We start from the raw sequence: 13,689 nt of genomic DNA on the forward strand, positions 1-13,689 counted from the left end.
CCCATGAGCGATCCGATAAGTGAACTCAATAATGATCAAAGTACCGCTATGATTTCACGCCTTTCGTCCGGTGATGAAGATTTTAACCATCGCTTAGATGTGCTTTTAGACTGGGAAGGAGTGTCTGATAAAGCCGTTCAGGCGCGTGTGGAAGAAATTCTTGCCAGCGTAAAGCAACGTGGCGATGCGGCAGTGATCGAAGCCACCAATCGTTTCGATCGACTCACTGCCACGCACATGGGCGAGCTGCAGTTAACGCCAGAGCAGTTGAAGCAAGCGTTTGATAGCTTGCCCGCTAAGCAGCGCGAAGCGCTATCCAGCGCCGCCGAGCGGATTAAGCGCTACCACGAGCGTCAAAAGCCGAACTCCTGGCAGTACCAAGAGGCCGATGGCACGGTGCTCGGGCAAAAAGTAACCCCGCTTGATCGTGCCGGTATCTATGTTCCCGGCGGCAAAGCGGCCTACCCATCTTCGGTGCTGATGAATGCGATACCCGCCCATGTGGCGGGAGTGCGCGAAATAGTCATGGTTGTGCCCACGCCGGATGGCGTATTAAACCAGCTGGTGCTGGCGGCGGCCCATTTGGCGGGTGTCGACTATGTGTTCACGATCGGTGGTGCCCAGGCGATCGCTGCGCTCGCCTACGGCACTGAAAGCGTGCCTAGGGTCGATAAAATCGTTGGCCCTGGCAATATTTATGTTGCTACGGCCAAGCGTGCAGTGTTTGGCCAAGTAGGCATTGATATGATCGCCGGCCCCTCGGAAATAATGATCGTTTCCGATGGCAAAACCGACCCTGACTGGCTGGCAATGGACCTCTTCTCCCAGGCGGAGCACGACGAAGACGCTCAGGCTATTTTGGTAAGTTGGGATGCTGAGCACTTGGATGCCGTTGAGGCGGCCATCGAGCGGCTACTGCCTAGCTTAGAGCGTGAGGAGATTGTGCGTGAGTCGTTGCGCGGCCGCGGTGCACTGATTCACTGCCAGGACGCTCAGCAAGCCGTGACCATGATTAACCGGATTGCCCCAGAGCATCTGGAGCTTTCAGTGGCCGAACCTGAAACTTGGCTGGATGATATTCGTCACGCAGGAGCGATCTTTATGGGTCGCTACACCGCTGAAGCGTTGGGTGACTATTGTGCAGGGCCGAATCACGTACTGCCCACCTCAGGTACGGCACGCTTCTCCTCACCGCTGGGCGTTTATGACTTCCAGAAGCGCTCTTCGATTATCCATTGCTCTGCAGACGGTGCTTCTGAACTGGGTAAAATCGCCTCGGTATTGGCGCGGGGTGAGTCGCTGACTGCCCACGCCCGTTCAGCCGAATACCGTATTCGCGATTAATACACCCTAATACGCCCAGCGCAAGCACGCTGATGTGCTTAGCTGGGTGTGTTTGTAGCCATTATGAGTCGCGCTGGCCTGGCATCTCTTCGTTAATCGGGATGGCGGGTAGTGGGCGCTCGCCGACTTCTAGTGTCATCTCTATGCGCTCGCCACTCCGTACGATGGTGAGGGGTAGCGAGGTGCCGGGTGGAATAGAGGCTATTTCGCTCATCGTGGCGCGGGCGTTCAAGATAGGCTGCCCATCAACGGAAAGCAGTACATCGCCTGGCTCTAACCCCGCTTTTGCCGCTGGACCATCGCTGACAACGCCGGCCACGATGACACCTTGGGGCGTTTGCAACCCAAAAGAAGCCGCCAATTCCCGGGATAGTGCCTGCGCTTCAATGCCCAGCCAGCCACGAATTACCCGCCCCTGGGTGACTATTTCGTCGAGAATGCTATGGGCCAGGTTGGCGGGAATCGCGAAGCCGATGCCTTGAGAGCCGCCCGAGCGCGAGAAAATTGCGGTATTAATGCCGACCATCGCGCCTTCTGGATTAATCAGCGCACCGCCTGAGTTGCCTGGGTTAATGGCTGCATCGGTTTGAATAAAGTCTTCGTAAGCGTTCAGCCCTAAATGATTGCGTCCCGTCGCGCTAATAATGCCCATGGTGACCGTCTGGCCGACGCCAAAAGGGTTGCCAATCGCCAGTGCTACGTCGCCTATCGCCACATCGGCTGAGTCGGTTAGCTCAATGACCGGTAAGTCATCCAGGTCAATTCTAAGTACCGCCAAATCACTTTCCGGGTCAGTGCCGATCACTTCGGCAAGTGTTTCGCGCCCGTCGCGTAGCGCGACCTGGATTTCATCGGCACCATTAATGACATGATGGTTGGTCAATACGTAGCCGTCCTCACTGACAATAACACCAGAACCGAGGCTTGATAGCATGCGCTGATGGGTGGTGGCGTCATCGCTTTGATTGTCAAAAAACTGCTGGAAAAAAGGATCTGACATCAGCGGGTGCTGGTCGCGTTCAACTATTCGTGACGAGTAGATGTTAACGACCGCAGGGGCGGCTTGCTCGACGGCGTGGGCGTAGCTTGCAGGCCCTTGGTCACGGGTAAGTGGCGCAGCCTGATGAATTTCTGGTGCAGGGCGATTAGGGTTGGGTGCGACGACGGCTGGCGCCGTGGAAATAGTGGGGGCTGGAGAGATGGCAGGCGCCGGTGTTTGTGGCTCAGAATCACGAAATGGGTTGGACAGCTGCTCGGGCAGTGCAAATAAAACCAACACAGCGACTAGTACGCCAGTGATAACAGGCCATAAGTAAGGCAGCACATAGCGTCGCATGTAATAAATTCCTTAACGGGTCGGGCTTGCCGTTCGCGATAAAATGAAGCGAGTTTTACAATGGTTTTATGGTAACACTTTCTTAGCTACTTCCTCACGGCTGCAATTACCTCATCAAAGGAGTTTCTATGATTCACCGCGACCAATTAGTGGCGGCCTGCGACCATCAGATGCGTGCTAACCAGTTCCAAGATTTTACCATTAACGGTTTACAAGTGGCGGGTGGCGACCACGTTAAACGCATTATGACCGGGGTGACTGCCTGTCAGGCGCTGCTGGATGAAGCTGTTGCTTGGCAGGCCGATATGGTCTTGGTGCATCACGGCTACTTTTGGAAAAATGAACCGGTTGCCATTACTGGCATGAAGCAGAGGCGGATTAAAACACTGCTGGATAACAATATTAGCTTGCTGGCTTATCACTTACCTCTAGATGCGCATGCAGAAATGGGTAATAACGCCGAGTTGGCCAGGCGGCTGGGGTGGAAAGTTGAAGGCTGTATTGATGGCGAGCTGGGGGAGGGGCTTTTATGGTCAGGGCGTCTAGCGCAAGCGCATTCGGTCCACGTATTGGCAGCACAAATGGCACACACCTTGCAGCGCGAGCCACTGGTTATTGAGGCTCCCCAAGTAGGAGAAATTGAGCGTATTGCGTGGTGCACCGGCGGCGCACAGGATATGATCACTAGCGCTTATGAGGCGGGTGCGCAGGCATTTGTTTCGGGTGAGATATCGGAGCGAACGACGCACTTGGCGCGTGAAATGGGGATCCACTATATTGCCGCGGGCCATCATGCTACCGAGCGTTATGGCGTTCAGGCAATGGGCGAGTGGCTAAGCGATGAGTACGATATCGAGCACCGCTTTGTCGATATTGATAATCCTGCTTAACACTTAAAGCGCCCCGGCTTGCCGTGCCGTGATGCCGGGGCGTATCGCGTTGCTTTAGTAGCGCGGTGGCTGCGGTGTCGCTGCCTCGTTGCTTTTCAGGCCAAAGTCTTCCGATAGCGTGCCACCCTTGCCATCCGCGTAGTCACGGGGCGTTGCCGGCGTGCTAGTGTCCTCTTTCGTTTGCTGCTCTTGGGTTGATTTTAGACTCGAGAAATCAACGCTGGGTTGAATAGCCGCATCACGAATATCCCACTCTTCAGAGTCCTCTTTCAGTTGCAGCTCCAGCTGATTGGCTTCATCGCGAATGTTACTGAGGCGCTGATAAATTCCCGTTAAATGACTGCCTACGCTGTTTTTCATTTCTGCAATTTGATGCTCTCTTTCGAGTAGCTTTTGACGCATGGAGGCAGCCTCGCGCTGGCTCTTGCTGAAGAGCCGATAAGCGACCGCTCCAACGATCAGGCCGACAATAAACCCGATTATGGCAAACGTTAATGGTGAGCTCGCGTCCACAGTGTTCTCCCTGGCGCCTTGAATATAACAGTTAGGCTGCATTGGCTAGCAGCTTAAGAATCGAACAGGCTGCTATTATAGGCGTCAGTCAGCCGGTTGGGTCAATCCACTCATGCGCTTAGATGTCTCTATAGGTATAATCACAGCCTTCTTAAGGTTGCCAGTGGTTGTGCTGGCAGCTGCCTTATAAGCTGTGGGAGGCGAGTGCATGTCATCAATATCTGCGGGTGGGGCGGCGATAAAGACACGCCCTGCATCGCCTATAGAGCGCTATCGGGCGGACTTGGAGCGCGCTGATTTTCAATATGATGCCGCCCAGGAGTTGGCGGTAAAGCATCTTCAGCGGCTTTACGATGAGCTTGTCGCCGCGCCTACGACTGTTCCCAAAGCTTTGGTCGCTAATAAAGGTCTGCATAAAGGCTTAAAAGCCAAAATGGCGGGGTTTATGAGTAAGAAGTCCTCATCGCCTGGGGGGCCTGCCTTGCCTCAAGTTAAGGGGCTATATTTTTGGGGCGGGGTAGGGCGTGGCAAGACTTACCTAGTCGATACCTTTTATGAAGCCTTGCCCTTTTCCGACAAAATGCGCACTCATTTTCACCGTTTTATGCAGCGCGTTCATAACGAGCTAATTCACTACAAGGGTGAAAAAAATCCGTTAACACTGATTGCCGGTAAGTTTGCCACCGAAGCACGGGTCATCTGCTTTGATGAGTTTTTCGTTAAAGATATTACCGATGCCATGATTCTTGCCAATCTGCTTGAAGCCCTATTTGAGCGCGGTGTGGTACTTGTGACGACCTCCAATATCGTGCCAGATGATCTGTATAAAAATGGTCTGCAGCGCGCCCGCTTTTTGCCTGCCATTGAGCTTGTCAATCGCCACTGTGATGTGGTCAATGTTGATTCAGGCGTTGATTACCGATTGCGTGCGCTGGAGCGCGCTGCAATCTTTCACTCACCCCTTGATGAGGCGGCCGAGCATGAGCTTTCGCGCAGCTTTCGGGCTATAGCGGGGCATGAGGGCGAAGCATATGCGTCGCTAGAGGTGAACCACCGGGTGTTAAAAGCTCGCCGTTTGCACGATGACGTGGCGTGGTTTGAGTTTTCTGAGCTTTGCGATGGGCCGCGCAGTCAAAATGATTACATTGAGTTGGCTCGGGAATTCCATACGGTGTTGGTTTCCAATGTAATACGTATGGACGCCAAACAAGATGATCAGGCGCGCCGGTTCATTAACATGGTGGATGAATTTTATGATCGCGGGGTAAAGCTACTGATGTCCGCGGAAGTGCCGATTGAACAACTCTATAGCGATGGAAAGCTGGCGTTTGAATTTCAGCGTACGCTTTCTCGCCTACAGGAAATGCAGTCTAAAGAGTACCTGGCGTTAGCTCATAAGCCTTAAGCGTGTCCAGTCCAAGGCAAGTAAAAAAGTCACGATACGGCTTAACTTGTCAGTAGGCTTGCTGTAGAATGCCGCCTCGCTGCATGTTGCTTGTGAAGTGAGCAACCAAAAAGAATAGGGATGGTGCTCCGCCGTGTAACGGTGTGGGTCACCCAATACATTTAATCTGGTGATTTTATCCATGAAGACGTTCAGTGCTAAGCCGCAGTCCGTCCAGCGCGACTGGTATGTTGTCGACGCTAAGGACAAAACGCTCGGTCGCCTGGCAACCGAGATTGCTCGTCGCCTGCGCGGCAAGCATAAGCCCGAATTTACCCCTCACGTTGATACCGGCGACTACATTGTTGTTATCAACGCAGAGAAAGTCCACGTAACTGGTAATAAGGCGAAGGCTAAAACCTACTACCGCCACACTGGTTACCCGGGCGGTCTGCGCTCTATGACATTCGACAAAATGCTTGATCATGCGCCCGAGCGTATTATTGAATCAGCCGTTAAAGGCATGTTGCCGAAAGGTCCTTTGGGTCGTGCCATGTACGCTAAGTTAAAAGTGTACGCCGGTGCCGAGCATCCGCATGCTGCCCAACAGCCGCTTGAACTAGACATCTGAGGAAATCTTCGCCATGACACAGCAGTATTACGGTACCGGGCGCCGCAAGACTTCCACCGCTCGCGTGTTTATGAAGCCGGGCTCTGGCAAAATTACTGTCAATAACCAAGACCTCGACCTCTATTTTGGTCGTGTAACAGGTCGTATGGTTGTTCGTCAGCCGCTTGAGCTAACAGAAACGCTGAGCCAGTTTGACATTTTTGTCACTGTCGCTGGCGGCGGTGGCTCTTCACAAGCAGGCGCCATTCGTCACGGTATTACCCGTGCCCTGATGAACTACAACGAAGATCTGCGTCCTTCGCTACGTGCCGCTGGCTACGTAACGCGTGATGCACGTCAAGTTGAGCGTAAGAAAGTCGGCCTGCGCAAAGCACGTCGTCGTCCGCAGTTCTCTAAGCGTTAATTTTCAACGCTATGCGGCAAAGCGCCCAGGTCACCGACCTGGGCGCTTTTTATTGCAATATCAAAAAATTATATTGCTCGTACCACTATGGTCACGGGCGGTTGTTCTTGTGCATAGCGCTTTGTTTTTTTACCATAGAGCGTATTTAATATTCGTCGCTGCGAGACGACTTTGCGGCGGAACGGGTAAGCTGATGGGAGAAACCTGAAATGGCAGATAACGGCGTAAACAAAGGCCGACGCCGTTTCCTCGTAGGCGCCACCTCCGTAGTGGGTGCGGTAGGTGCTGTCGGGGTTGCGGTCCCCTTTGTGGCTTCTTGGCAGCCTAGTGCCAGGGCAAGAGCGGCGGGTGCTCCCGTTCAAGCGGATATTTCGAGGCTTGAACCTGGGCAGCGCATGACCGTCGAATGGCGTGGTCGTCCTATATGGATTATCAATCGCACTCCAGAGATGATTGAGCGTACTGAAGCACTAGGCGCGGACAGCTTGGCAGATCCGGATTCTGAAGTGCCGCAGCAGCCTGCCTATATTGAGGGTGGCTTGCGCTCGATCCGTCCCGAAATTGGCGTATTGATTGGCATTTGTACGCACCTGGGCTGTTCACCGCTTTTCCGGCCCGAGCCTGACGCAGAGGGTGTCGGCGTTGATAACTGGCCGGGTGGTTTTTTCTGTCCTTGTCATGGCTCCCGTTTTGACTTGGCGGGTCGCGTGTTTAGTAATGTTCCCGCGCCGATCAACCTTGAGGTTCCACCCTACCGCTTTGAGAATGACAATATCATTGTCATCGGCGAAGATGAGGAGAGTGCCTAATGGGTAATCCGAATAAAGCCAAGGCGGAAAAGGGCATCATGCGTTGGGTAGATGATCGCTTTCCTGCTACGCAAATGTGGCAAGAGCACCTATCTAAATACTACGCGCCGAAAAACTTTAACTTTTGGTACTTTTTTGGCTCATTAGCGTTGCTAGCGCTGGTTAACCAGATCCTTACCGGGGTTTGGTTGACCATGAGCTTTAATCCCTCGGCTGAAGGCGCATTTGATTCCGTTGAGTACATCATGCGCGATGTTGAGTGGGGGTGGTTAATTCGCTATATGCACACCACCGGTGCCTCAGCCTTCTTTCTCGTCGTTTATCTGCATATGTTCCGTGGTCTGTTGTACGGTTCTTACAAAGCCCCCCGCGAGCTAGTGTGGGTCTTTGGTATGACGATTTATCTGGTGCTGATGGCAGAAGCCTTTATGGGTTATCTGCTGCCGTGGGGGCAAATGTCCTACTGGGGGGCCCAGGTTATTATCTCGCTGTTTTCGGCAATTCCAGCCATCGGTCCGGATTTAGCACAGTGGGTACGCGGTGACTTTTTGATTTCAGGCATTACCCTTAACCGTTTCTTTGCTCTGCATGTGGTTGCCTTGCCGATCGTTATTTTGGCGCTTGTCGTGCTGCATATTATTGCTCTGCATGAAGTGGGTTCTAACAACCCAGACGGTATTGATATCAAGCAGAAGAAGGATGAAACCGGTAAACCGTTAGACGGAATTCCCTTTCACCCTTACTACACGGTTAAAGACCTTGTTGGCGTCGCTGTGTTCCTGTTTGTGTTCTGCGTGGTGGTGTTCTACTTCCCTGAGGGCGGTGGCTACTTTATTGAGAAGCCAAACTTTGATCCAGCGAACCCGCTGCAAACGCCTGATCACATAGCGCCCGTTTGGTATATGACGCCGTTCTACGCCATTCTTCGCGCAATCACCTTCTCGGTGTTCGGCTTAGATGCTAAGTTCCTGGGCGTTATATTTATGGGCGCCGCGATTGCCATACTGTTTGTCCTGCCTTGGCTGGATCGCAGCCCGGTGCGCTCTATGCGGTATAAAGGCTGGATGTCGAAAGTGATGCTGCTGCTGTTTGCCATCAGCTTCGTTATTCTCGGTGTTTTGGGTGTACTGCCATCAACTGCAGGGCGAACCATGCTGGCGCAGACGTGCACCGTCATTTATTTCGCATTCTTCGTCTTGATGCCGATCTACACCAAGCTGGAGAAGACTAAACCCGTTCCGGAAAGGGTGACTGGCTAATGAAAAAGCATCTATTTGGACTCCTTTTCGCCTTAGTGCCAGTAACCGCGATGGCTGCCGGGGGCGCAAGTGTGCCTCACTCGATGGATCCTGATCTGCACGATCAAGCCTCGCTGCAAAATGGCATGAAGCTTTATGTTAACTACTGCATGGGCTGCCACTCGCTTGAGTATCAGCGCTTTTCCCGTGCAGCGGACGACATTGGGATACCCCGGGATTTGATCGAAGAAAATCTGATTTTCTCATCAGATCTGGCATATAACGATCAAATGCACATTGCGATGGACAGTGGCAACGCTGAAAGCTGGTTTGGCGCACCGCCGCCCGACCTATCGCTGAAAACGCGTGTGCGTGGAACCGATTGGATCTATTCGTATTTGCTCGGTTTCTACAAAGATCCTAGCCGTCCTACGGGTGTTAACAACACGGTATTTGATTTGGTAGCGATGCCTAACGTGTTGGAACCGCTGCAAGGTGTGCAAGAACTGGTCTGTGCTGAAACCGATCACCCGGTTGAGGGTCAAGAGCCGGATGCGCTGTCGGGCAAGTATCAGTCTTGTGATGTGCTGCAAGTCACGCAGCCTGGTGAGCTCGAACCCGCTGAGTTTGAGGAAGCAGTGTATGACCTGACCAACTTCCTGGCATATGTAGGTGAGCCTTCTAAGCTTCAGGCCCAGGCAGTAGCGCCTAAAGTGCTGATCTTTATTTTCATTTTTGGTGTGATTGCTTACCTGCTCAAGCGTGAGTACTGGCGAGATATCCACTAATTAGTAGAAGCTGATGGTCAGTAAGGCGCACGGCATAAGCCGTGCGCCTTTTGCTTGTCAGCATGGCAACAAAAGCAAAGCAAGCTAGCTTCCCCTAAGGGAGTGCTGGCGTGTTATTATCCAAGATTGTTTTGATGTGAGGATGCTTTCATGGGTGTTGTGGCCAAGCGGTCGTCGATGATCTTTTACTCTGGTAGTGATGATCATTTCAGTCATCGTGTGCGCATTGTGCTGGCCGAGAAGGGGGTTGCCGTCGATATCGTTGATGTTCTCGACGAAAAACCACCGGAAGAGCTGGCAGACCTCAACCCGTACAACAGCGTACCAACGCTGTTAGATCGTGACTTGGTGCTTTATGAGTCCAAAGTCATGATGGAGTACTTGGATGAGCGTTTCCCGCATCCTCCGCTGTTGCCTGTTTATCCAGTAGCGCGCGCGCAAAGCCGCCTGTGGATGCACCGTATCGAGCGTGAGTGGTGCCCAATGGTTGATCAAATTCGTAGCGGTGGAAAGAAGGAGGCCGATAAAGCGCGCAAAGAGTTGCGTGAAAGCCTGGTTGGTATATCGCCGATATTTGAAGATATGCCTTACTTCATGAGCGAAGAATTTACCTTAGTAGACTGCTGTTTAGCGCCTGTTCTGTGGCGTTTGCCGGAGCTCAACATCGAGCTGCCCGAAAAACAGGTTAAGCCGTTGCTGGCCTATATGGAGCGAGTATTCGAGCGCGAAGCGTTTAAGGCATCTTTAAGCGAGCGTGAAAAAGAGATGCGCGCTTAACATTCATTTGGGCTCCTGTGTGCTTAATAAACGCAAGGAGCCTTACTTGTTAGGAGGAGGGAGCCTAGATGAAATCGAGTCGCCCCTATCTCGCCCGAGCACTTTATGAGTGGCTATTGGATAACGAGCTAACGCCTCATCTGGTGGTGGACGCCACCATGCCTGGAGTCGAAGTGCCTCGCCAGTTTATTCAAAATGGCCAGATCGTTTTGAATGTGGCGCCGACTGCCGTGCGCGATCTATTCATGGAGAATCAGGCGATAGGCTTTAATGCGCGCTTTGGCGGGCAGCCTATGCAAGTGATGATTCCCACCTCGGCCCTAATTGCTATTTATGCTCGGGAAAACGGCGCTGGAATGGTCTTTGGTCATGAGCCTGATCTGGGTGATGCCGCTGATTCCTTTGGTGATATTGAGGACGAAGATCAGTCGTCACCTCAGGGGAGCTCCAAGCCAGAGCCCTCAGCCAGGCCAGAGCTAACGGTCACGGAGTCAGTTCCCGAGCAAGGTAAAAAATCGCAGGCGTCGAAGGAAGCTGCTGGAGAAGGTGCTCAAGGAGAGGGTAAGACGAAGAAAAAGCCAACTCTGCGAGTGGTTAAATAATTATCTTGGCTGTTTTATACAAAAGCCTCGCTCATTGAGCGAGGGTTCAGACTGCTGACAAAACCCTGGCCCTTCGGTCAGGGTTTTGTTTTTATAGGTAGATCGTTTTCCGTGGTGGCCGATATGCTTAAAGACCCTTCCCCACATCAGCACGAGCTTGAGATGGTAACGCTCGAAGAACTCGTGCCATCGAACCATCTGCTGCGTCAGATCGAGGCTGCGCTCGACTTCAGCTTTATCCGCGACCGAGTGCGTCATCTCTACTGTACCGATAACGGCCGTCCCGCGCTCGACCCCGTACTGCTCTTCAAGGCGTTGTTTATCGGTTACCTGTTCGGTATTCGAAGCGAGCGCCAGTTGATGCGTGAGATTCAGGTCAACGTCGCCTACCGCTGGTTTCTCGGCTTGCGCTTGACTGACAAGGTACCCGACGCCTCGACGATCAGTCAGAACCGGCGCCGCCGTTTCTCCGACAGCACGATTCACCAGGAGATTTTCGATACGGTGGTCGAGCAGGCCATGGCACAGGGTCTGGTGGGCGGCGAAGTACTCTATACCGACAGCACGCATCTCAAGGCCAATGCCAACAAGCACCGCTTCGAGCGGCAAGAAGTCGAGACGACGGCACGGGACTATCTGGACGCACTGGATGTGGCGGTCGAGGAGGACCGCGCCCGACACGGAAAAAAGCCCTGACGCCGCGTGTCGAGACACCGGCCACCGTAGAAAAGAAGATCAGCCTGACCGACCCCGATAGCGGCTACATGGTGCGTGATGGCAAGCCGACGGGCTTCTTCTATCTGGATCACCGCACGGTCGACGGCAAACACGCCATTATTACCGATACCCATGTCACCCCGGCCAGTGTGCACGATAGCGTGCCTTACCTGGCGCGGCTCGATCATCAGTGCCAGCGCTTCGGCCTTGATCCGATCGGTGTGGGTCTCGACGCCGGTTACTTTACGGCAGCTATCTGCCGTGGGCTGGAGGAGCGTGGTCTCTATGGCGTCATCGGCTATCGCCGCCCCAGTAAACTCAAGGGCTATCTTCCCAAGCGCGCCTTCACCTACGACGCGGCCACCGACACCTATCAGTGCCCGGAAGGTCAATCGCTGATCTACGCCACGACGGATCGAAATGGCTACCGCCACTATCGCAGCGATCCTGAGATCTGCCGCGGTTGTCCTCGGCTCGATACCTGTACACGCAACGCCAGGCAGATGAAAACGGTCACGCGGCACGTGTGGCAGGACGACAAGGATCGGGTCGATGCCCGGCGACTGACCGAGCCCGGCAAAAAGCTCTACAAGCGACGCAAGGAGACGGTGGAGCGCAGCTTCGCCGATGCCAAACAGTTGCACGGGCATCGCTATGCACGAATGAGAGGGCTGGCACGTGTCAAAGAGCAATGTCTGCTGGCCGCAGCGTGCCAAAACCTCAAGAAGATCGCGCAGGCGCGTTGGCGCCGGTTTTTTTACGTGTTTTTACGTCACCTGAGGGCTCATATGGCTTATCAGGGGGCATCATGCCCGAGGATAATCAGAGAACGCTCGATATGGTCGTTAGCAAGTCGGCGGATGTGGGCATGCTCTGAAAGCAACGAACCCACCGAAATCGGTGGGTTCGTCAGCAGCCTGAAGCCTCGCTCATTGAGCGAGGCTTTTTAGTCAGTACGGTTAGACTCTACTGAGCCGCTTAGTCGAGATATTCAAATACTTTTACAATGCGCTGTACGCCGCCGACGGCGGAAGCTGCGTTGACAATGCGGTCAGCCTCTTCGCGGGTAACGATTCCCATCAGGTAAACGCTAGCGTTTTCGGTGGTTACCTTTATTTTTGATGAGTCGATATGGTCGTTGGTTGCCAAGTGGCTGACGACATTGGTGGTTAGCCATGTGTCGGTCAGGCGCTGGCTGGCTGGAAGGCGGGCGGCAATGGTGAGCTCGTTATGGACTTCACTAACGCCACGCAAATTGCCGGTGACTTCCCCAGCCAAGTCACGCAACTCTTCGCTAGGTACTTGACCCACTAGTAGCACAACGCCATTAAAGCTATGTGCCCGAATGCGCGCATCGCCTAGGCGGGCATCAGCGCGCTCCAGGGCGTTTTCAACTTCACGTTCTATCGTGGTGTCGACGGCTTCGACATCGTCGCTACGCTGGGCATAGTTAGACTGATTGGAGGCTGAATTGTTGGCGCAGCCGCTGATAAAAATTACCGCGCAGAGGGCGGCGGCCATTAGGCCGCGAGAGGAGAGGTGCTGGGTCATCGGTATGGCTCCTTGGTGCTAGCAGTTAAAGTAAAATGTTCAGTTTAAGAACATAATGCTGGGTAGCGCTTTAATAAAGTTATTAGGCGCTACCAAACAGTTGTTCATCAATAAGATCGCACAAACAGTGAATCACCAAGAGGTGAACTTCTTGAATGCGTGCCGTCGAAGTGGCGGGAACGCGAATTTCACAGTCATCTTGCCCTAACAGCGACGCCATATCGCCGCCATCGCGACCGGTAAGCGCAACCACGGTCATATCACGATCGTGTGCGGCTTGGATGGCTTGCACAATATTGCCCGAGTTGCCGCTGGTAGATATCGCCAGTAGCACATCGCCCGGCTGTCCCAAGGCGCGTATTTGCTTAGAGAACACTTCGTTGTAACTATAGTCGTTAGCAATTGAAGTTAACGTGGAGGTATCGGTTGTTAATGCCAGGGCAGGAAGGCTAGGCCGCTCACGCTCGAAGCGGTTGAGTAGTTCAGAGGAGAAGTGCTGGCTATCGCCTGCGCTGCCACCATTGCCACAGGTAAGAATTTTCCCTTCGCTGACAAGGCACTGCACCATCATTTGGCTCGCCACTTCAATAAAGGGCGGTAGGACCTCGCTGGCATAAGTCTTGGTGTCGATGCTAGCGTTGAAGTGACCGAGTATTCGAGCTTGAAAATCCATCAGGGCTTCCTGGTTGAATTGGAGTGTTGAAGA

The 13,689-nt window shown here is 53.4% G+C and carries 14 protein-coding genes and 1 pseudogene; 11 read left to right on the top strand and 4 right to left on the bottom strand.

The window, feature by feature from the left end:
• Window positions 1-3 precede the first annotated feature (3 nt).
• Window positions 4-1,344: a histidinol dehydrogenase gene (gene hisD / locus ACQE2I_RS06670; protein WP_427030709.1), complete on the top strand. Its 1,341-nt coding sequence runs from the start codon at window positions 4-6 to the stop codon at window positions 1,342-1,344.
• A gap of 61 nt (window positions 1,345-1,405) precedes the next feature.
• Here hisD and ACQE2I_RS06675 read toward each other — a convergent pair whose 3' ends face one another.
• Window positions 1,406-2,680 carry a Do family serine endopeptidase gene (locus ACQE2I_RS06675; RefSeq protein ID WP_427030710.1) on the bottom strand — a complete coding sequence of 425 codons (1,275 nt, stop codon included), beginning with the start codon at window positions 2,678-2,680 and terminating at the stop codon, window positions 1,406-1,408.
• Between the two features lie 128 nt (window positions 2,681-2,808).
• On the opposite strand from ACQE2I_RS06675, the gene ACQE2I_RS06680 reads away from it, so the two are divergent.
• On the top strand, window positions 2,809-3,570 hold the full coding sequence (locus ACQE2I_RS06680; RefSeq protein WP_427030712.1) for a Nif3-like dinuclear metal center hexameric protein: 762 nt from the start codon (window positions 2,809-2,811) through the stop codon (window positions 3,568-3,570).
• 54 nt (window positions 3,571-3,624) lie between these two features.
• Here ACQE2I_RS06680 and ACQE2I_RS06685 read toward each other — a convergent pair whose 3' ends face one another.
• Window positions 3,625-4,083 (bottom strand): YhcB family protein, encoded by a 459-nt coding sequence (locus ACQE2I_RS06685; RefSeq protein ID WP_427030714.1) that lies wholly within the window; start codon window positions 4,081-4,083, stop codon window positions 3,625-3,627.
• A 208-nt stretch (window positions 4,084-4,291) separates the two neighbouring features.
• Between ACQE2I_RS06685 and zapE the strand changes: the two genes are divergently transcribed.
• The 9 genes and pseudogenes from zapE to ACQE2I_RS06730 all read left to right on the top strand — a co-directional run.
• Window positions 4,292-5,488: a cell division protein ZapE gene (gene zapE / locus ACQE2I_RS06690; RefSeq protein ID WP_427030715.1), complete on the top strand. Its 1,197-nt coding sequence runs from the start codon at window positions 4,292-4,294 to the stop codon at window positions 5,486-5,488.
• A 181-nt stretch (window positions 5,489-5,669) separates the two neighbouring features.
• Window positions 5,670-6,098, top strand: a complete 429-nt coding sequence (gene rplM / locus ACQE2I_RS06695; RefSeq protein WP_427030716.1) for a 50S ribosomal protein L13 — start codon at window positions 5,670-5,672, stop codon at window positions 6,096-6,098.
• A gap of 13 nt (window positions 6,099-6,111) precedes the next feature.
• Window positions 6,112-6,501 (top strand): 30S ribosomal protein S9, encoded by a 390-nt coding sequence (gene rpsI / locus ACQE2I_RS06700; RefSeq protein WP_008958669.1) that lies wholly within the window; start codon window positions 6,112-6,114, stop codon window positions 6,499-6,501.
• A 209-nt stretch (window positions 6,502-6,710) separates the two neighbouring features.
• Window positions 6,711-7,310, top strand: coding sequence for a ubiquinol-cytochrome c reductase iron-sulfur subunit (gene petA, locus ACQE2I_RS06705; protein ID WP_427030717.1), 600 nt, complete (start codon window positions 6,711-6,713; stop codon window positions 7,308-7,310).
• Window positions 7,310-8,569 (top strand): cytochrome b, encoded by a 1,260-nt coding sequence (locus tag ACQE2I_RS06710; RefSeq protein ID WP_427030718.1) that lies wholly within the window; start codon window positions 7,310-7,312, stop codon window positions 8,567-8,569. The genes petA and ACQE2I_RS06710 overlap by 1 nt, the downstream gene beginning before the upstream one ends.
• Window positions 8,569-9,336 (top strand): cytochrome c1, encoded by a 768-nt coding sequence (locus tag ACQE2I_RS06715; protein ID WP_427030719.1) that lies wholly within the window; start codon window positions 8,569-8,571, stop codon window positions 9,334-9,336. Before ACQE2I_RS06710 ends, ACQE2I_RS06715 begins: the two co-directional genes overlap by 1 nt.
• Before the next feature lie 150 nt (window positions 9,337-9,486).
• A complete protein-coding gene (gene sspA / locus ACQE2I_RS06720) occupies window positions 9,487-10,113 on the top strand; it encodes a stringent starvation protein SspA (RefSeq protein WP_427030720.1) in 627 nt (208 codons plus the stop codon).
• 68 nt (window positions 10,114-10,181) lie between these two features.
• Window positions 10,182-10,715 carry a ClpXP protease specificity-enhancing factor gene (locus ACQE2I_RS06725; protein ID WP_427030722.1) on the top strand — a complete coding sequence of 178 codons (534 nt, stop codon included), beginning with the start codon at window positions 10,182-10,184 and terminating at the stop codon, window positions 10,713-10,715.
• Window positions 10,716-10,838: 123 nt separating this feature from the next.
• Window positions 10,839-12,166: pseudogene (locus tag ACQE2I_RS06730) on the top strand (IS1182 family transposase); the annotation flags it as partial.
• A 244-nt stretch (window positions 12,167-12,410) separates the two neighbouring features.
• Here the strand turns inward: ACQE2I_RS06730 and ACQE2I_RS06735 are convergent.
• Both ACQE2I_RS06735 and ACQE2I_RS06740 read right to left on the bottom strand, forming a co-directional pair.
• Window positions 12,411-12,983: a BON domain-containing protein gene (locus ACQE2I_RS06735; RefSeq protein WP_427030724.1), complete on the bottom strand. Its 573-nt coding sequence runs from the start codon at window positions 12,981-12,983 to the stop codon at window positions 12,411-12,413.
• Window positions 12,984-13,065: 82 nt separating this feature from the next.
• Complete coding sequence (locus ACQE2I_RS06740; RefSeq protein WP_113268164.1) at window positions 13,066-13,656, bottom strand: phosphoheptose isomerase; 591 nt, start codon at window positions 13,654-13,656, stop codon at window positions 13,066-13,068.
• Window positions 13,657-13,689: the final 33 nt, after the last annotated feature.

This window comes from Halomonas sp. H2 (assembly GCF_050215315.1).
GTDB lineage: Bacteria > Pseudomonadota > Gammaproteobacteria > Pseudomonadales > Halomonadaceae > Vreelandella.

Excerpts from the sequence above, each read along its gene's own strand:
- hisD (WP_427030709.1), top strand. The coding sequence starts at position 4 with ATGAGCGATCCGATAAGTGAACTCAATAATGATCAAAGTACCGCTATG.
- ACQE2I_RS06675 (WP_427030710.1), bottom strand. The coding sequence starts at position 2,680 with ATGCGACGCTATGTGCTGCCTTACTTATGGCCTGTTATCACTGGCGTA.
- ACQE2I_RS06680 (WP_427030712.1), top strand. The coding sequence starts at position 2,809 with ATGATTCACCGCGACCAATTAGTGGCGGCCTGCGACCATCAGATGCGT.
- zapE (WP_427030715.1), top strand. The coding sequence starts at position 4,292 with ATGTCATCAATATCTGCGGGTGGGGCGGCGATAAAGACACGCCCTGCA.
- rplM (WP_427030716.1), top strand. The coding sequence starts at position 5,670 with ATGAAGACGTTCAGTGCTAAGCCGCAGTCCGTCCAGCGCGACTGGTAT.
- rpsI (WP_008958669.1), top strand. The coding sequence starts at position 6,112 with ATGACACAGCAGTATTACGGTACCGGGCGCCGCAAGACTTCCACCGCT.
- petA (WP_427030717.1), top strand. The coding sequence starts at position 6,711 with ATGGCAGATAACGGCGTAAACAAAGGCCGACGCCGTTTCCTCGTAGGC.
- ACQE2I_RS06710 (WP_427030718.1), top strand. The coding sequence starts at position 7,310 with ATGGGTAATCCGAATAAAGCCAAGGCGGAAAAGGGCATCATGCGTTGG.
- ACQE2I_RS06715 (WP_427030719.1), top strand. The coding sequence starts at position 8,569 with ATGAAAAAGCATCTATTTGGACTCCTTTTCGCCTTAGTGCCAGTAACC.
- sspA (WP_427030720.1), top strand. The coding sequence starts at position 9,487 with ATGGGTGTTGTGGCCAAGCGGTCGTCGATGATCTTTTACTCTGGTAGT.
- ACQE2I_RS06725 (WP_427030722.1), top strand. The coding sequence starts at position 10,182 with ATGAAATCGAGTCGCCCCTATCTCGCCCGAGCACTTTATGAGTGGCTA.
- ACQE2I_RS06735 (WP_427030724.1), bottom strand. The coding sequence starts at position 12,983 with ATGACCCAGCACCTCTCCTCTCGCGGCCTAATGGCCGCCGCCCTCTGC.
- ACQE2I_RS06740 (WP_113268164.1), bottom strand. The coding sequence starts at position 13,656 with ATGGATTTTCAAGCTCGAATACTCGGTCACTTCAACGCTAGCATCGAC.